Origin of the sequence: Burkholderia guangdongensis (genome assembly GCF_013403875.1) — a bacterium.
GTDB lineage: Bacteria > Pseudomonadota > Gammaproteobacteria > Burkholderiales > Burkholderiaceae > Burkholderia > Burkholderia guangdongensis.
Genome location: NZ_JACBNX010000010.1, coordinates 1 through 16624, shown reverse-complemented (window position 1 = coordinate 16624; position 16624 = coordinate 1). Strand labels below are relative to the sequence as shown.

At 67.9% G+C, this 16624-nt stretch carries 14 protein-coding genes; 9 read left to right on the top strand and 5 right to left on the bottom strand.

Annotated features, from left to right (window positions below):
* Nucleotides 1-120 precede the first annotated feature (120 nt).
* The 4 genes from HZI36_RS11285 (at nt 121) to HZI36_RS11270 (ending at nt 7517) form a co-directional block, all read left to right on the top strand.
* Nucleotides 121-3909 (top strand): DUF748 domain-containing protein, encoded by a 3789-nt coding sequence (locus tag HZI36_RS11285; protein ID WP_179402734.1) that lies wholly within the window; start codon nt 121-123, stop codon nt 3907-3909.
* A gap of 172 nt (nt 3910-4081) precedes the next feature.
* Nucleotides 4082-5749 carry an alkaline phosphatase family protein gene (locus HZI36_RS11280; protein ID WP_179402733.1) on the top strand — a complete coding sequence of 556 codons (1668 nt, stop codon included), beginning with the start codon at nt 4082-4084 and terminating at the stop codon, nt 5747-5749.
* 151 nt (nt 5750-5900) lie between these two features.
* Nucleotides 5901-7217, top strand: a complete 1317-nt coding sequence (locus HZI36_RS11275) for a type II toxin-antitoxin system HipA family toxin (RefSeq protein WP_179402732.1) — start codon at nt 5901-5903, stop codon at nt 7215-7217.
* Nucleotides 7218-7232: 15 nt separating this feature from the next.
* Nucleotides 7233-7517 carry a helix-turn-helix domain-containing protein gene (locus HZI36_RS11270; protein ID WP_179402731.1) on the top strand — a complete coding sequence of 95 codons (285 nt, stop codon included), beginning with the start codon at nt 7233-7235 and terminating at the stop codon, nt 7515-7517.
* 209 nt (nt 7518-7726) lie between these two features.
* Here the strand turns inward: HZI36_RS11270 and HZI36_RS11265 are convergent, their stop codons facing one another.
* From HZI36_RS11265 to HZI36_RS11255, 3 genes are read right to left on the bottom strand one after another with little or no spacing between them, the layout of a single operon-like run.
* Nucleotides 7727-7888, bottom strand: coding sequence for a hypothetical protein (locus tag HZI36_RS11265; protein WP_179402730.1), 162 nt, complete (start codon nt 7886-7888; stop codon nt 7727-7729).
* A complete protein-coding gene (cydB, locus tag HZI36_RS11260; protein ID WP_179402729.1) occupies nt 7860-8867 on the bottom strand; it encodes a cytochrome d ubiquinol oxidase subunit II in 1008 nt (335 codons plus the stop codon). Before cydB ends, HZI36_RS11265 begins: the two co-directional genes overlap by 29 nt.
* A gap of 46 nt (nt 8868-8913) precedes the next feature.
* Nucleotides 8914-10338 carry a cytochrome ubiquinol oxidase subunit I gene (locus HZI36_RS11255; protein ID WP_179402728.1) on the bottom strand — a complete coding sequence of 475 codons (1425 nt, stop codon included), beginning with the start codon at nt 10336-10338 and terminating at the stop codon, nt 8914-8916.
* A 506-nt stretch (nt 10339-10844) separates the two neighbouring features.
* On the opposite strand from HZI36_RS11255, the gene HZI36_RS11250 reads away from it, so the two are divergent.
* From HZI36_RS11250 to ltaE, 3 genes are all read left to right on the top strand, one after another.
* The gene (locus HZI36_RS11250) at nt 10845-11162 is read left to right on the top strand and encodes a hypothetical protein (RefSeq protein WP_179402727.1); all 318 of its coding nucleotides are present in this window, start codon (nt 10845-10847) and stop codon (nt 11160-11162) included.
* A 14-nt stretch (nt 11163-11176) separates the two neighbouring features.
* Complete coding sequence (locus HZI36_RS11245) at nt 11177-11707, top strand: hypothetical protein (protein WP_179402726.1); 531 nt, start codon at nt 11177-11179, stop codon at nt 11705-11707.
* A gap of 172 nt (nt 11708-11879) precedes the next feature.
* Nucleotides 11880-12893 carry a low-specificity L-threonine aldolase gene (gene ltaE, locus HZI36_RS11240; protein WP_179402725.1) on the top strand — a complete coding sequence of 338 codons (1014 nt, stop codon included), beginning with the start codon at nt 11880-11882 and terminating at the stop codon, nt 12891-12893.
* A 43-nt stretch (nt 12894-12936) separates the two neighbouring features.
* On the opposite strand, the gene HZI36_RS11235 is transcribed toward ltaE, so the two are convergent.
* The gene (locus HZI36_RS11235; protein WP_179402724.1) at nt 12937-13836 is read right to left on the bottom strand and encodes a LysR family transcriptional regulator; all 900 of its coding nucleotides are present in this window, start codon (nt 13834-13836) and stop codon (nt 12937-12939) included.
* 211 nt (nt 13837-14047) lie between these two features.
* Here HZI36_RS11235 and HZI36_RS11230 point away from each other — a divergent pair, with 211 nt between their 5' ends.
* Complete coding sequence (locus tag HZI36_RS11230) at nt 14048-15292, top strand: hypothetical protein (protein WP_179402723.1); 1245 nt, start codon at nt 14048-14050, stop codon at nt 15290-15292.
* 52 nt (nt 15293-15344) lie between these two features.
* Nucleotides 15345-16217: a pirin family protein gene (locus HZI36_RS11225; protein WP_179402722.1), complete on the top strand. Its 873-nt coding sequence runs from the start codon at nt 15345-15347 to the stop codon at nt 16215-16217.
* 50 nt (nt 16218-16267) lie between these two features.
* Here HZI36_RS11225 and HZI36_RS11220 read toward each other — a convergent pair whose 3' ends face one another.
* Entirely contained in the window at nt 16268-16480 is a 213-nt protein-coding gene (locus HZI36_RS11220; protein WP_179402721.1) for a DUF1059 domain-containing protein, read from the bottom strand.
* Between the last annotated feature and the right edge of the window lie 144 nt (nt 16481-16624).

Genomic DNA, 16624 nt, shown 5'->3' with positions numbered 1-16624 from the left:
GGCGACGCAACCATCCGCATCGCAACCGGTCATATCGGGGACCTATACTTCGGGAAGCCGGCCGGCCGGTTCTTCCGATTCCTCAGAAACCCTGACAAGTCGTAAACAAGGCATTCCAGCATGGCAAGCCTCGATAAAGAAACCGTGACCACCACGCTTCATGCGCTCGGCGATGCCGCGCGCTCGCGCCGCGCGAAGCGGATCGGCCTTGGCGTGCTGATCTTCCTCGTGGTGTTCGGATTGCTCGGCTTCTTCGCGGCGCCGCCGCTGATCCGGCACGTTGCCGAGCAGCAACTGAGCCGCCAGCTCGACCGCCCGGCGACGATCGGGCGGATCGCGCTCAATCCGTACACGCTGAACCTCGAGGCCGACGGCATCCATCTCGGCGAGCGCGGCGGGCAGGGCGATTTCGTCGACATCGGCAAGCTGATCGTGCGGCCGTCGTGGACGTCGCTGCTGCGCGCCGCGCCGATCGTCGACGAGATCCGCATCGACGATCCGCACTTCCACATCGTTCGCTACGACGCGCAGCGCTTCAATTTCACCGACCTGGTCGACAAGTTCTCGACGCCGTCGCAGCCCGGCAGCAAGCCGACGCACTTCTCGGTGTCGAACATCCAGGTCGACGGCGGGCGGATCGACTTCGACGATCGCCTGCTGAACGAAAAGCACGTGATCGACGGGCTGTCGCTCGGCATTCCGTTCATCGCGACGCTGCCGTCGAAGACCGACATCTTCGTGCAGCCGAAGCTGCGCATGCGCCTCGACGGCAGCCCGATCGCGCTCGACGGCAAGACCAAGCCGTTCGCGCAGTCGCGCGAATCGGAGATCGCGCTGAAGTTCGACCGGCTCGACGTGCCGCAACTGCTGTCCTATGCGCCGGCGAAGCTGCCGGTCGCGGTGAAGGCCGGCACGCTCAGTAGCGACCTGAAGCTCAATTTCGTGATGGCCGGCGATACGCCGGCGCTGCGCGTGTCAGGCACCGTCGACCTGAACGGCGCGAAGGTCACGAGCGCGGCGGCCGAGCCGCTGTTCGCGGCGAGCGGCGTGCACGTCGCCGCGTCCGATCTCGAACCGCTGCGCGGCGCGCTCCACTTCGACGAGATTCGTGTCGACCAGCCGGTCGTCGATCTCGCGCGCGACCGCGCCGGCGTGTTCAACGTCGAGAAGCTCGCGGCCCGGCCGGCGACCTCTGCGTCGGGCGCGGCCGCCGCATCGTCTGCATCGTCCGCCTCGGGTGCATCTTCCGCTTCGGGCGCATCGTCCGTGTCGGCTGCGACGGCCGCCGACGCGAAGGCGGCGCCGCTCGACCTGTCGATCCGCCATCTCGCGATCGACGGCGGCACGATCAATCTCGATGACCACGTGCCGACGCCGGCCGTCGCGATGTCGCTGACGCACGTCGCGACGACGCTCGACGGCTTCTCGCTGCAGGACAAGACGCCGGCGCGCTATACGCTGTCGACGGCGCTGTCGAGCGGCGGCACCGTGAAGGCCGAAGGCACCGCGAGCGTCGCGGCGAAGCAGGCGGACGCGAAGCTGACCGTCGATGCGCTCGCGCTGCCCGCGCTGCAGCCGTATCTCGGCGAGGCGACGCGCGCGCGCGTGCTCGCGGGCACGCTCGACACGACGGTCAACGCGAAGGTCGACTGGGGGAAGGCGCCGCTCGACGCGCAGGTCGCCGACAGCGAGATCGGCCTGAAAGACCTGAAGATCGCGGCGCCGGACGCGAAGACGCCCGCGATCGCGCTGACCGACGCGCGCGCGAAGATCGCGAAGGTCGACCTCGCGGCGCGCGACGCGCAGATCGCGAGCGTCGACGCGACCGGTCTCGCGCTCGACGTGACCCGCCTGAAGAACGGCACGATCGATCTCGCCGCGCTCGCGGGCGGCGCGCATCCGGTGCCCGAGCGCACGGTCGCGCGCAAGGCCGAGGCCGCCGCGCCCGCGTGGCATTACCGGATCGATGCGCTGAACCTGAAGGATTCGGCCGCGAACTACACGGATCTGTCGACGCCGCGCCCGGTGAAGCTCGCGATCAAGCCGTTGCAGATCAGCGTGCAGAAGATCAGCGACGATCTGACGAAGCCGCTGCCGGTCCAGCTGCAGGCGACGCTGAACCGCAAGGGCACGCTGAACGTGTCCGGCGACGTGACCGCGCAGCCGCTGAAGCTCGGTTTGAAAATCAACGGCAACCGCGTCGACGCGGCCGCGTTCGAGCCGTACTTCGGCGGCATGCTGAACGCGACCGTCGCGAGCGCGCTGCTGAACGCGCAGGGCAACCTGACGTTCGCGCAGACGAAGGACGCGATGCACGCCGCGTATCGCGGCGACGCCGCGCTCGTCGACGTGCGGATGCTCGACAAGGCGACGTCCGATCCGTTCGCCGGCTGGCGCTCGCTCGCACTGTCGAATCTGAAGGCGACCTACGGCGAGCGCGGCACCGACGTCGACATTTCGCGCGTGACGTTCTCGAACTTCTACGGCCGCGTGCTGCTCGACGCGCAAGGCAAGCTGAACCTGAAGGACGTCGTCGCGAAGCAGAACGGCCCGGCGCAGTCGCTGACGCGCGACACGAGCAAGACCGAGCCGGTGCCGCTGTCGGGCGCGTCCGCAGCGTCCGCTGCTTCCGCACCCGCGAGCGCGGCGCAGGCCTCCGCGCCCGCGGCGGCCTCCGCGCCGGCGGTCGTGAAGGCCGCACCGCCGCCTCAGCAGCCGGTGCACGTGCGCGTCGGCCAGCTCGTGCTGCAGGGCGGCCGCGTGAACTACACCGACAACTTCATCAAGCCGAACTACAACGCGAATCTCGTCGCGATCACCGGCACGATCGGCGCGTTCGGCACCGAGTCGACGACGCCCGCGCCGGTCGACGTCGCCGCGCAGCTCGCCGCGAACGGCCCGATCTCGATCAAGGGCACGGTGAATCCGCTGATCGACAAGCCCGCGCTCGACCTGACCGCGACCGCGCACGACATCGAGCTCACGAACCTGACGCCGTACTCGGCGAAATACGCGGGCTATCCGATCACGAAGGGCAAGCTCAACGTCGATCTGCACTATCAGCTCGCGAACGATCAGCTCACCGCGAACAACCACATCTTCATCGACCAGCTCACGTTCGGCGATCACGTCGACAACGACACCGCGACGAAGCTGCCGGTGAAGCTCGCGATCTCGCTGCTGAAGAACTCGCGCGGCGAGATCGACGTGAGCATTCCGGTGTCGGGCTCGCTGTCGAATCCGGAATTCAGCGTCGGCGGGCTGATCTGGCGCGCGGTGCTGAACCTGATCGCGAAGGCGGTCACGGCGCCGTTCACGCTGATCGCGCACGCGTTCGGCGGCCAGGGCGGCGAGGATCTCGGCTACGTCGAGTTCGCGCCGGGCTCGGACGAGCTGACCGACGCGTCGCAGAAGAAGCTCGACACGGTGTCGAAGCTGCTCGCCGAGAAGCCGTCGATCCGTCTCGACCTGATCGGCCGCGTCGATCCGGCGACCGACACGCCGGGGCTGCGCGACACGTACGTCGACCACCTCGTGCGGCAGCAGAAGCTGAAGGACGTCGTCGGGCAGGGCGAGAGCGTCGATCCGGCGTCGGTGAAGGTCGCGCCGGCCGAGTACCACACGTATCTGACGCGCGCGTACAAGGACGCGGACTTCAAGAAGCCGCGCAACCTCGTCGGCCTCACGAAGACGCTGCCCGACGACGACATGAAGAAGGCGCTCGCCGATCATGCGCCCGTCGATGACGGCAGCCTGCGCTCGCTCGCGCAACAGCGCGCGCAGGCGGTCCGTCAGTATCTCGAAGGAAAGGTCGATCCGAGCCGCGTGTTCATCGTCGCGCCGAAGCTCGACGCGAAGGGCATCGAGGACAAGGGCGCGACGACGCGCGTCGACCTCGGCCTGCAGTGACGCTCGCATGACGCGCCGCCTGCCATCGAATCGCGACACCCTGATGACGGGTGCATTTCGTTACGTTTGACAGAGAACGGAAAGCCCCGCTTCATCCCGCCGACGTAATAGTCCGTCACATTCTGCGCGCTTGTCCGCAGTTCAACACTTATCGACGTGACGAGGTGGGGTGATGAATTCGTTTTTCGGGAAAGAGCGCAAGCTGACGATGATGGTCGCGGCCGCGATGGCGCTTGCGAGCACGGGCGCGTATGCGCAGCACAACGACGGCAATCAGGATCGTGAGCATCGCGCGGCGAAGCACGTGCTGCTGATCAGCATCGACGGCTTCCACGAGCAGGATCTCGCGCGCTGCGTCGGCGCGAACACGTGTCCGAACATCGCGGTGCTGTCGCAGTCGGGCATCACGTACACGAACGCGCATACGCCGGGCCTGTCGGATTCGTTCCCGGGCCTCGCCGCACTCGTGACGGGCGGCTCGCCGAAGTCGGCCGGCCTGTTCTACGACGTGTCGTACGACCGCACGCTGTACGCGCCGTCCGACACGACTTGCTCGGGCAAGCAGGGCTGGAACGTCGTGTTCGACGAGACGACCGGCATCGACGGGATCAACGGCGGCGCGCTCACGCACCTCGACGGCGGCGGCGCGTTCAATCCGCAGGCGATTCCAAACGCGCTCGTCGGCGGCAAGTGCGTGCCGGTCTATCCGCACAACTACGTGAAGACGAACACGGTGTTCGAGGCGGTGAAGTCGGCGATGCCGAACGCGCGCACCGCGTGGGCCGACAAGCACGCGTGGGGTTACGACTGGGTGAACGGGCCGTCGGGCACGGGCGTCGACGATCTCGCGCGCACCGAGATCAACTCGATCGATCCGGCAACGGGCACGTACTACCTGGACACCTACACGCACACCGAGAAGTTCGACGACTATCATGTGCAGGCGCTGATCAACGAGATCGACGGCAAGAACTCGACCGGCACCGCGAGCGCGCCGGTGCCGACCGTGTTCGGCGGCAACTTCCAGACGCTGAGCGTCGCGCAGAAGGCGACGGTCGCGACGGGCGGCGGCTACGCGGACGCGAACTTCACGCCGAACAAGCAGGTCGCGGGCGCGATTGCGTACGTCGACACCGCGATCGGCAAGATCGTCGCGGAGCTGAAGCAGCGCGACCTGTACCGGTCGACGGTCGTGATCGTCACGGCGAAGCACGGCCAGTCGCCGACCGATCACACGAAGCTCGTGAAGAACGGCGACACACTGACGAAGCAGCTCGAAACGAACAACTATCTCAATCAGAGCGGCAACTTCGGCCAGAACAACACGACGTCGGGCAACCTGAACGACGGCACGGGCCTCGTCGGTACCGGCTTCGTGCAGACCGACGACGTCGGCCTGATCTGGCTGCGCGATCAGACCCAGCGCGACGCGGTCGTCGCGACGCTGCGCGCGAACCTCGGCTGCAACGCGCCGGGGATCTGCGCGGACGGCCCGCAGGCGTACATCCTGACCGGCTCGGCGCTCGCGCAGCGCTTCGGCGATCCGGCGAAGGGCCGCACGCCGGACATCATCGTGCAGCCGAACCCGGGCGTGATCTACACGTCGAGCACGGCGAAGGACGAGGAACACGGCGGCAACGCGCCGGACGACAGCCATCTCGGGCTGCTGGTGTCGTCGCCGGAGATCCGTCACGGCCATTCGGTCGACGCGCCGGTGCTGACGACGCAGGTCGCGCCGACGATTCTGCGCGTGCTCGGGCTCGAGCCGCAGTTGCTGCATGCGGTTGTCGCGGAGGGCACGAAGGTGCTGCCGGGGCTGCGTGGCGAGCGGTTCGAATAAGCCGGCGTAGCGGTTGGGCCTGACGAGGCCGCGGCGCGTCGCTCCGGATGGGGGCGGCGCGCCGTTTTTGTTGGGTCGGCTGTATATTTCGGAGGAAATCTATATAATTCATTCAAGCTAAACCTGATGATTTATATAGATTTCTGCTGATATGACTCGCGCGTGCACTATCCAACTCCATGCCGGCGGTGTTTGGCATGACGTCGGCAGCGTCAGTCTGCTTGGGCAGGCGGAGGACGGCTGGCGGAGTCGCACATACACCGGATATGACGTCCGGTGGGCGGTCGAGCACCAGCCGGCGCGCGATGCACACGCGATGTCATGCCGCTACGCGGTCGGTCTCGAACCGCTTGAGCAACCGCATTGGCCGGTATTCCTCATCGATCTGCTGCCGCAGGGATTCGGCCGTCTCGAACTGCTGCGTCGTCTCGGACTGCCCGAAACGGCCGAGGAGCGTGCCGACTGGCCGTTGCTGCTGGCGGGTGCCGGCAATTCGATCGGCAATCTTCGCGTCAAGGAGGCGGCGCAATGGCTGGATGAACGGCAGGGGCCGCTTCAGGGCTTCACGGACGACGAGATTGCGATGCGCGGCGATGCGTTCAGCGAGTATCTCGCGACGCACGGTTTTTTTGTCGCCGGCTCGTCGGGTGTGCAGGGGGAATGGCCGAAGCTGCTGATGACCCGAGCCGACGACGGCCTTCTTTACCTCGATCACACGCTGCCCGATGAGCGCGCGGTGGAACACTATATCGTCAAGTTCGGGCGCGGGCCGAATGAGCGTCTCGCGCAAATTTTGCGGCACGAGGCACCGTATATGGCATTGGCGCAGCACCTCGGACTGCGCGTGCACGGGCCGCTGACACTGCATGGCCGCTCGTTGTTCATTCCGCGCTTCGACCGTCGGCACGGTGTGGATGGTGTCGTTCGACTGGGCCAGGAGAGCATTGCATCGCTGACCGGCCAGGGAGGTTTCGGTGCCGTGCCGAGTCACGATGAAGTGTGCTGGCAACTCGTGCGCCATTGCACGGATCCGCAAGCCGAGGTGAGCGAGTACTTGTGCCGCGATGTCGCGAATCTCGCGTTGGGCAACAAGGACAACCACGCGAGGAACACCGCGTTGCAGCGGGATTTCGACGGTCGGGTCGCGCTTACGCCGCTTTACGATTTCGCGCCGATGTACCTGCATCCGGACGGCATCGCACGGCGTATTCGTTGGCAGGGCAACGACGGCGGTCGTCCCGACTGGGCGCGCGTGCTCGATGCGGTCGTGCAGTCGAGCGAGCCGCGGCCCGGCGAAACGCATCGCGTGCTCGATCGTGGCGTGCTGGTGGCAAGGCTGCGTGATATGGCACCTCGCTTGCGCGACATTGCCGAGCACGGCGTGGAATTCGGTCTCGAACCGGACGTGCAGACGTATCTGGAGCCCGGGCTCTTGCGCCTCGCGGACGAATTGACGACGCTGCGCTGACGCCACGAACGACCCATGGACAAGCGCTACAACACGCTTTCGCTTCCGGACCAGCTTGCGCTTCGGCGGCAGGCGATCGAGGACGTTCTCGCGCATCCCGAATGGCCGCTGCGTGAATCCGTGCGCCACCTGAAGCGCACGATGCGGCTGACGAGCGCGGAAATCGCGAAGCTCGCCGGCGTATCGACGAAAACGATTCAGGACATCGAGCAGGGGCGCAGCGACGGCACCGTGCAGACGATGAACCGTATCTTCGGCATGCTGGGGCTCAAGCTCGGCGTGGTACGGCAGTCGCCGTAATGCGTGCCCGCCGGGGCGAGCACCTTCGACGCATCCCCCACCGGCAGCCTTGAATCCTCCCGCCCCCGCCCTCATATCGGCAAAACGGCGCCCGTCGCCGACGCACGAAGGAGGATTCCCATGCGCCTGATTCTCGCCCTGCTGTTGCCGTGGCTGCAGTTCTTCACGATCGGCCGCGCGTTCGGCGGCCGCCGCTGAGCGCCGCGCGCCTACTTCACCGCGAACAGCGTCAGATTCATGAAGAGCTTGAACGCGTAACCCAGCGCGACCGCGCCCGCGACGCCGCCGGCCCACAGAAGCACGAACCACGCCCAGCCGGGCAGGCGCCGCGTCGCGCGGCGGTCAGTGGTGGTAGCCGTTCGGATCGTCATGTCGCACCTTTCCTCGGAACACCCAGTAGCCCATCGTCGTGTACGCGATGATCACGGGCAGGATCACCGCCGCGCCGACTAGTGTAAACGTCTGGCTCTCGCGTGGCGCGGCGGCTTCCCACAGCGTCATGCTCTGCGGAATCGCGTATGGCCACAGGCTCACGAGCAGCCCGACGTAGCCGAGCAGCACCAGCGCGAGCGCGAGCACGAACGGCGTCATGTCGTGACGGTCGCGCACCGCGCGATGCATCCATGCCGCGCAGCCGGCGACGGCGAACGGCACCGGCAGCAGTCGCCAGAACAGCCCGTCGTCGAACCAGCGCGTGGCGATCGCCGGGTCCTGCAGCGGCGTCCACAGGCTCACGATCGCGATGAAGCCGAGCAGCACGACGGTCAGCGGCCACACGACGCGATGCAGCCGCCGTTGCAGATCGCCTTCCGTCTTCGCGACGAGCCAGCAGCAGCCGAGCAGCGCGTACGTCGCGACGAGGCCCAGGCCCGTCAGCAGGCTGAACGGCGTGAGCCAGCCGAACGCGTCGCCGGCGAACGCGCCGTTCTCGACCGGAATCCCCTGCAGGAACGCGCCGAGCGCGATGCCCTGGAAGAACGTGGCGCCCGTGGAGCCGCCGATGAATGCGAGATCCCACAGATGCTTCGTGCGCCGCGCCTTCGCGCGGATCTCGAACGACACGCCGCGAAAGATCAGGCAGATCAGCATGAACACGAGCGGCAGGTACAGCGCGGACAGCACGGTCGCATAGACGGTCGGAAACACCGCGAACAGCGCGGCGCCGCCGAGCACGAGCCACGTCTCGTTGCCGTCCCAGACGGGCGCGACGGTGTTCATCATCAGGTCGCGTTCCTTCTCGTCCGGAAAGAACGGGAAGACGATGCCGATGCCGAGGTCGAAGCCGTCGAGTACGACGTACATGAAGAGCCCGAGCGCGATGATCGCGGCCCAGATGACGGTGACGTCCATAAGCGTTCTCGTATTTCTCGTAAAGTTGCGCGAAGCGTGGGTCGGGTCACGCGGCGTCGATCAGCTCGCGCGCGGCGGACAGCGGGCGGCGCGCGGTGCGATCGGCGCGCATGCCGGATGCGTCGTCGGGCGCGTCGTCGGGCGCCGCGCCGGGCAGCGCGGGGCCGTGCTTCATCAGCTTCAGCATGTAGTAGATGCCGGTGCCGAACACGAGGAAGTACACGACGACGAACGTCAGCATCGAGATCCCGACCTGCTGCGCGGACAACGGCGACACCGCTTGCGTGGTACGCATCACGCCGTACACGACCCACGGCTGGCGGCCCACCTCGGTCGTCACCCAGCCGGCGAGCAACGACACGAAGCCGGCCGGGCCCATCGCGAGCGCGAAGCGCTGCAGCGCTTTCGATTCGTACAGCCGGCCGCGGCGGCGCAGCAGCCACGCGAGCGCGGCGAGGCCGATCATCGCGAAACCGAGGCCGACCATGATCCGGAAGCTCCAGAACACGACGGGCGAGTTCGGGCGGTCCTCGGGCGGGAAGCTCTTCAGCCCGCGGATCTCGCCGTTCCAGCTGTGCGTGAGGATCAGGCTGCCGAGATGCGGAACCGACACGCTGTAGCGCGTCGTTTCCGCGCGCATGTCCGGCATGCCGAACAGATTGAGCGCGGTGCCGCCGTGCTCGGTATCCCACAGCCCTTCGATCGCGGCGATCTTCGCCGGCTGATGCGCGAGCGTGTTCAAGCCATGCTGGTCGCCGACGACCGCCTGCAGCGGCGCGAGCACGAGCAGCAGCCACAGCGACATCGAGAACATCTTCTTCACCGCCTTGTCGCGACGGCCTTTCAGCAGATGCCACGCGCCGGTCGCGGCGACGACGAGCGCCGCGACGACGAATGCCGCGATCGCCATGTGCGCGAGCCGGTACGGGAACGACGGATTGAAGATGATCCTGAACCAGTCGACCGGCACGATGCGACCGTCGACGATCTCGATGCCCTGCGGCGTCTGCATCCAGCTGTTCGACGCGAGAATCCAGAACGTCGAGATCAGCGTGCCGATCGCGACCATCAGCGTCGCGCCGAAGTGCGCGCGCGGGCTTACGCGATTCCAGCCGAACAGCATGATCCCGAGGAAGCCGGCTTCGAGGAAGAACGCGGTCATCACCTCGTACATCAACAGCGGCCCGGTGACCGCGCCCGCGAAGCTCGAGAAGCCGGACCAGTTCGTGCCGAACTGGTAGCTCATCACGACGCCGGACACGACGCCCATGCCGAACGCGACCGCGAAGATCTTCGACCAGAACAGGCACAGGTCCTGGTAATAGCGCTTGCCGGTTTTCAGCCAGCGGTATTCGAGCACCGCGATGAAGCTCGCGAGCCCGATGCTGAGCGCCGGAAAGACGATGTGGAAGGAGACGGTGAACGCGAATTGCAGGCGGGCCAGATCGAGGGCCGAAAGAGCGGGTTCCATACGGGCGATACCAGTGAAGCGATGCTGACGTGATTCGCCGGCGGGCTGCCGGCGGCGGGGTTGGCTGAAGTATGGAAGCGCATGTTGCGCCGCGAAATGCGCCAACTCGTCGCAGCGTTTCAGATGTTGCACCTAGTTATCGGGATAAGACCTTGATTCGTATCAAGATCACGGTCGGCCGCGCGGGGGGGCGACGGGCGCGACCGGCTGCCGCATCTGCGTCAATATGGCGCGACGCGTCATGCGGCGGGGGCGCGTCGGGTTGTGCGCCGGGTTGCACGTCGGGTTGTGCGTCACGGCGGCGCGTTGCGCGCGCATCGATTTTTCGATCCGTTACCGGATAACGCGAACCGCGCGCCGAATCACGTGGCGCATGGATGTTTTGTCACAGACGTAATACGTCGCAAAAATGCCGCGCGTCCGTGTAATGGCTGGCGGATCGGGCACGACGTAGCGTTGCGTTATCCGGTTCGTCATCGGCGAGCCGAATTTTCGGAGAACGCAACGTGAATCAAACGAAGCTAGTGCTGGGGGCCGCCGCCGCGGTCGCGATGTGCGCGGGCGGCGCGGCGCACGCCGCGCGCGTCGGCGTGTTCATCGGGCCCGGTTATTACGATGGCCCGGTCGTGCCCGCGCCCTATTACTATCCGCCGCCCGTTATCGCGGTGCCGGTCGAGCCGTCGCCACCGGCCGAGTACGTCGAGCGGGGCGAGCCCGGCCAGGCCGACGGCGTCTGGTACTACTGCGACGCGGCGAAGCGGTACTACCCGTACGTGAAGGATTGCTCGTCCGGCTGGCGCGAAGTGCCCGCGCGGCCGCAATGAAGGAGGGCGCGACGATGAACGATCCGATTCGATATCTGCGCACGGGCGCGATCTGCGCGATGGCCGGCCTCGTCGGCGCGTGCGTATACATGCCGGTCGGCCCGACCGTGATGGCGCTGCCCGGCAGCGGCAAGACCTTCGACCAGTTTCGCGCGGACGACGCGAACTGCCGCCAGTACGCGTTCGAGCAGTCGGGCGGCGTCAGCGCGGGCCAGGCGTCGACCGCGAGCGCACTCGGCAGCGCAGCGGTCGGCACCGCGCTCGGCGCGGCGGCCGGCGCGGCGCTCGGCGGCGGACACGGCGCGGCGGTCGGCGCGGGCGCCGGGCTGCTGGCGGGTGGTGCCGTCGGCGCGGGCGCGGCGCAGGGTTCCGCATACGACGTGCAGCGCCGCTACGACTACGCGTATCTGCAGTGCATGTACGCGGCCGGCGATCGCGTGCCGATGCCGGGCGGGATGGGCGGTGGGATGGGCGGCGGCGCGCCGCGCGGTGCGCCGACCCCGCTTCCGCCGCCCGGCATCCAGCCGCCTCCACCGGGATACTGACGATCCGGCGATGACGGCGCGCGCCGCGTTCGGGTTCGCGCCCGAGTGCGCGTCCGGGTTCGTGTCCGGGTGAGCGAGCCGCCGCCGGCGCGCGCCGTGCGTTTTTGCGTACACTTTGAGTTTCGTTCGGCGGGGCGTGAATCTCCCGCCATCACTCAGGGATCCATCGACGATGATCGATTTGCGCAGCGACACCGTGACGCGCCCCAGCCCGGCGATGCTGGCGGCGATGATGAACGCCGAGGTCGGCGACGACGTCTGGGGCGACGACCCGACCGTGCTGCGTCTGCAGGCGGCCACCGCCGAGCGCGCGGGCAAGGAGGCGGGGCTGTTCTTCCCGAGCGGCACGCAGAGCAATCTCGCCGCGCTGATGGCGCACTGCGAGCGCGGCGACGAGTACATCGTCGGGCAGGCCGCGCACACATACAAATACGAAGGCGGCGGCGCGGCGGTGCTCGGCAGCATTCAGCCGCAGCCGATCGAGAACGCACCGGACGGCACGCTGCCGCTCGACAAGGTCGCGGCTGCGATCAAGCCGCTCGACAATCACTTCGCGCGCACGCGCCTCTTTGCGCTCGAGAACACGATCGGCGGCGTCGTGCTGCCGGACGGCTATGCGGAGCGGGCCGTCGCGTTCGCGAAGAGCCGCAGGCTCGCCGCGCATCTCGACGGTGCGCGCGTGTGCAACGCGGTGGTCGCGTCGGGTCGCTCGCTCGCCGAGCTGTGCGCGCCGTTCGACACGATCTCGATCTGCTTCTCGAAAGGGCTCGGCGCGCCGGTCGGCTCGGTGCTGGCCGGCAGCCGCGCGCTGATCGAGCGCGCGCAGCGCTGGCGCAAGGTGCTCGGCGGCGGGATGCGGCAATCGGGCATCCTGGCGGCCGCGTGCCTGTACGCGCTCGATCACAACGTCGAGCGGCTCGCCGACGATCACGAGAACGCGGCGCGCCTCGCCGAAGGCCTCGCGCGGATCGAACCGGTGAAGGTGCTGTCGCATGCGACGAACATGGTGTTCGCGCAATTCCCGGAAGCCGACTGCGTGCCGCTCGAGGCGTGGCTGAAAGCGCGCGGGATACTGACGCAGATGCTGTACGCGTCGCGTTTCGTCACGCACTGCGACGTGTCGCGCGCGGACATCGACGCATTCGTCGACGCGGTCGGCGCGTACTTCGCGCAGCGGCCGGCGTAAGTGGTGCCGTAAGCGGCCGGCGTAAGCGGTGGGCGAACGCCGCCTACCCCGCGTCGACGAGAAAATCGATGAACGTCCGCACTTTCGCGGGCACGTGCCGGTTGTCCGGATAGACCGCGGACACCGGCTGTGGCGGCGGCCGGAAATCGGCGAGCACTTCGACGAGCCGGCCGGTGCGCAACTCGTCGTCGACGGTGAAGTCGAGCAGCTGCACGCAGCCGGCGTCGGCGAGCGCCGCGGCGAGTGCGCCGAGCGGATGGTCGAACGTGATGCCTGGCCGGATCTTCACGTCGCGCGGCTGCCCGCCTTCCGAAAACGTCCACGGCAGCACGCGGCCGCTGTCCTGCATCAGCAGGCCGATGCAGTCGTGCTCGGCGAGCGCGTCCGGATGCGCGGGCGCCGGATGCCGCTTCAGATAGCCGGGCGACGCGACGACCCGGCTCTGCGCCTGATGCAGCGTGCGCGCGACGAGCCGGGAATCCGCGATCTCGCCGAGCCGGATCGCCATGTCGAAACCCTGCCGCACGAAATCCGTCAGTGCATTGCTCAGCGACACGACGACCTTCACCTGCCCGTGATGGCGCTCGACGTAGCGCGGTATGAGCGGAATCACGCGCTTGATCCCGTAGCTGTACGGCAGGCTGATGCGCAGCTCGCCGCGCGGCATCTGCTGCCGCGCGAGCGCGTCTTCGACGTCGCGGATGCTGTCGAGCGCGGCTCGGCAGGTGCGGTAGTACGCGAGGCCGTCGTCGGTCAGTCGGATCGCGCGCGTCGTGCGCTGGAACAGCTTCACGCCGAGCCGGTTCTCGAGCCGCTGCACGGCCTTGCTGACCGCCGACGGTGTCGTGCCGAGCGCGGCCGCCGCCGCGGTGAAGCTCTGCACCTTCGCGGCCGCGCAGAACATCTCGACCGTGCTCAGGCTGGCGATTCCCGATTCGTTCATCCGACCGATTCCTGACGATGCGGCGCGGCCGCCACGGCGCGCGCCGGCGAGGGAGGGTGCGGCGATTCTGCCGGACGGCCCGACCGGCGTCCAGCGATTGATGCCGCCGCGGCACAAATGAAGTGAGGCGCCACGCCTTCAACCGCGCGGCGCACCCGCCTACGATGCTGTCCATCGCCCGGGCGATTTCATTTCGAGGAGAGGACACGCCATGACCGCACCGCAAGCCGTTGTAGACACCCCGCAGGCACTGCAGGCCGCCACCCAGAACGCGCAGCATCGCGACATCGTCGTGCGCGGCGCGCTGTCGAATCTGCCGACGATCCGGCTCGCGCCGGGCCAGCGGCTCGTCGGCGAGGATGCCGATGCGGCGCTCGCGTTCGCGGCCGGCGTCGACGGCCTGCAACTGAGCGCCGACAACGAGATCGCCGGCCTGCGCATCGAAGCGTCGGCGGACCGGCGCGCGATCTTCAACGACACCGGCGTCGAGCATCTCGGCTGGATCCGGATCGCGCGCGTCGCGACGGTCGGGCAGGTGCAGATTCTCGTCGCGGACCGGATGGGCGGCGGGCACGTCGACGTCGACGGCCTCGACGTGATCGCCGCCGACGCGCGCGGCCGCGCCGATCGTCCGCAAGGCTATGGCGTGCACGTGACGCAGGGTGCGTTCACGCTGTGGAACATGCGCACGGACCCGGCCGTCGTCGTCAGCGCGCGGCTCGTCGGCCTGTCGGCGGGGCGCCCGAGCGCGCCGGTGCTCGGCAGCGGGATCTTCGTCAGCGGCACGCCGGACGGAGGGCGGCTCAGCGTGCCGCTGCTCGAGACGGGCGCGGTCTACAGCGACGGCCGCATCGCGCCCGGCACGCAGGACCAGATCACCGGCGGCGTGTTCACGGTGACGAACGCGTTCGTCGACGTCGTGCGCAATCGCGGGCCGGTCGTCACGTACGGCGTGAACGACATGGTGCTCGACAACTGGGGCACCGTCGACCGCTGGGACGCCGACGAAAAGCTCACGTCATATGGGCCGAGCGGAATCGGCTTCGTGAACTTCGGAACCGTGAACGAGTTGCGCGTGCATGCGCCGATCGAGACGTTCGGGCAGGGCGCGCGTGGCTTCAACGTGTATGACGGCACCGTGAACGTCGCCGAGTTCGACCGGATCACCACGCACGCGGACGGCGCGGTCGGCATCCAGATCAGCCAGCCGATCGGCCGGCTCGCCGTGCATCGCGGCATCGAGACGTTCGGCGGCACCGGCGATTCGCTGGTGAAGGGTGTCGTCGTGCGGCTGTCGGCGGTTCCGCTCAGCATCAAGCCGGGCGGCGCCGCGCGCGAGATCGACGTCGAAGGCGGCGTCGTCGCGCACGGCGAAGGCATCGCGCCGCTCGAAGTGCACGGCACGATCGGCACGCTGCGGATCGACGGCGTGGCCACCGCCGCCACCGTTGCGTAATCCGCGCGGTGATCGCCGCGATCGACCCATTCGAAGAAGAGGATGAAACATCATGACTGCACGACGCATTGAACGGATTCTGCCGGGCCATCGCGCGATCGACGACGGCGACATGCTGCTGTGGCGTGCGCTGCCGCTGTCGGAGCGCGTGTCGCTCGGGCCGTTCGTGATGCTCGACCACTACCGGCACGCGAGCCGGCGCGGGATCGGCGACCGGCCGCATCCGCACGCGGGCATCGAGGTGATCAGCTATCTGCTCGAAGGCGGCGTCGAGCATCGCGACAGCGAAGGCTTTCGCGACCGTCTCGGGCCCGGCGACGCGCAATGGATCCGCGCGGGGCGCGGGATCCTGCACGCGGAGCAGCCGACCGGCGGCCGGCACGGGCTGCAGCTGTGGACCAGCCTGCCGCCCGCGCAGAAGCTGATCGAGCCCGCGTATGCGTCGTTTCGCGCGGCGGAGATCCCCGAGCTGCAATGTGACGGCGCGCGCGTGCATGTTGTGGCCGGACAAGTGGTCGGGCAGATGGCCGGGCAGATGGCCGGACAACCGAGCGCATGTATCGGTCCGATGAAAACGACGACCGAAACCGTGTTCGCGCACGTGCATCTCGACGCCGGCGCGCAGGTGACGCTCGACGTGGCCGCACCCGAGCTCGGCGCGTACGTGCTCGACGGCAGGCTCGCGATCGCGGAAGGCGCCCCGGTGGGCCCGGGGGCACTGGTGGTGCTCGGCGACGGCACGCGCGTGACGTTGTCGAACGCCGGCGATGCGCCGGCCGACGTCGCGCTGCTCGGTGGCGCGGCGGCGCAAGGGCCGATCCTGTTCGGCGGGCCGTTCGTGATGGATACCGAAGAGCGAATGACGCAGGCGAAGCGCGATTTCGCGAGCGGCAGAATGGGGCGGCTCGACGGCGTGCCGTTCTGACGCCTGTCCGATGCGGATGCCTCGCCATCCGCATCCCGCGTCACTTCAACTCACGCCGCCTTCGGCGCGTCGACGGGCGGCGTGCCGTCGTGGAACAGCGTCTTCAACTGCTCGCGCAGCTCGGGCGAATCCGCATGCTGATGCACGGACACCGCGTGCTGAACCGCGGCTTCGAGCAGTTCGCCGTCGGAATCGGCGGAAATCGCGACCGAGCAGTGCATGTCGCTCGGAAACTCGCGGCAATCGATGTACTTGCGCGTCATGATCCTCTATATGAACGCGTCCCGTTTGCAACAGTTTTCGTGTGTTCCGACAGACAGGATGGGCTGCAGCTCTATATCCGGCCTTGTTGCAGGCGGTCGTGCCGCTGCGGGCCCGTATGAAATCCGCTGACTCGCACCTCATTC

Excerpts from the sequence above, each read along its gene's own strand:
- HZI36_RS11230 (WP_179402723.1), top strand. The coding sequence starts at position 14,048 with ATGACCGCACCGCAAGCCGTTGTAGACACCCCGCAGGCACTGCAGGCC.
- HZI36_RS11280 (WP_179402733.1), top strand. The coding sequence starts at position 4,082 with ATGAATTCGTTTTTCGGGAAAGAGCGCAAGCTGACGATGATGGTCGCG.
- cydB (WP_179402729.1), bottom strand. The coding sequence starts at position 8,867 with ATGGACGTCACCGTCATCTGGGCCGCGATCATCGCGCTCGGGCTCTTC.
- HZI36_RS11220 (WP_179402721.1), bottom strand. The coding sequence starts at position 16,480 with ATGACGCGCAAGTACATCGATTGCCGCGAGTTTCCGAGCGACATGCAC.
- HZI36_RS11225 (WP_179402722.1), top strand. The coding sequence starts at position 15,345 with ATGACTGCACGACGCATTGAACGGATTCTGCCGGGCCATCGCGCGATC.
- HZI36_RS11255 (WP_179402728.1), bottom strand. The coding sequence starts at position 10,338 with ATGGAACCCGCTCTTTCGGCCCTCGATCTGGCCCGCCTGCAATTCGCG.
- HZI36_RS11270 (WP_179402731.1), top strand. The coding sequence starts at position 7,233 with ATGGACAAGCGCTACAACACGCTTTCGCTTCCGGACCAGCTTGCGCTT.
- HZI36_RS11235 (WP_179402724.1), bottom strand. The coding sequence starts at position 13,836 with ATGAACGAATCGGGAATCGCCAGCCTGAGCACGGTCGAGATGTTCTGC.
- HZI36_RS11245 (WP_179402726.1), top strand. The coding sequence starts at position 11,177 with ATGAACGATCCGATTCGATATCTGCGCACGGGCGCGATCTGCGCGATG.
- ltaE (WP_179402725.1), top strand. The coding sequence starts at position 11,880 with ATGATCGATTTGCGCAGCGACACCGTGACGCGCCCCAGCCCGGCGATG.
- HZI36_RS11275 (WP_179402732.1), top strand. The coding sequence starts at position 5,901 with ATGACTCGCGCGTGCACTATCCAACTCCATGCCGGCGGTGTTTGGCAT.
- HZI36_RS11285 (WP_179402734.1), top strand. The coding sequence starts at position 121 with ATGGCAAGCCTCGATAAAGAAACCGTGACCACCACGCTTCATGCGCTC.
- HZI36_RS11265 (WP_179402730.1), bottom strand. The coding sequence starts at position 7,888 with ATGACGATCCGAACGGCTACCACCACTGACCGCCGCGCGACGCGGCGC.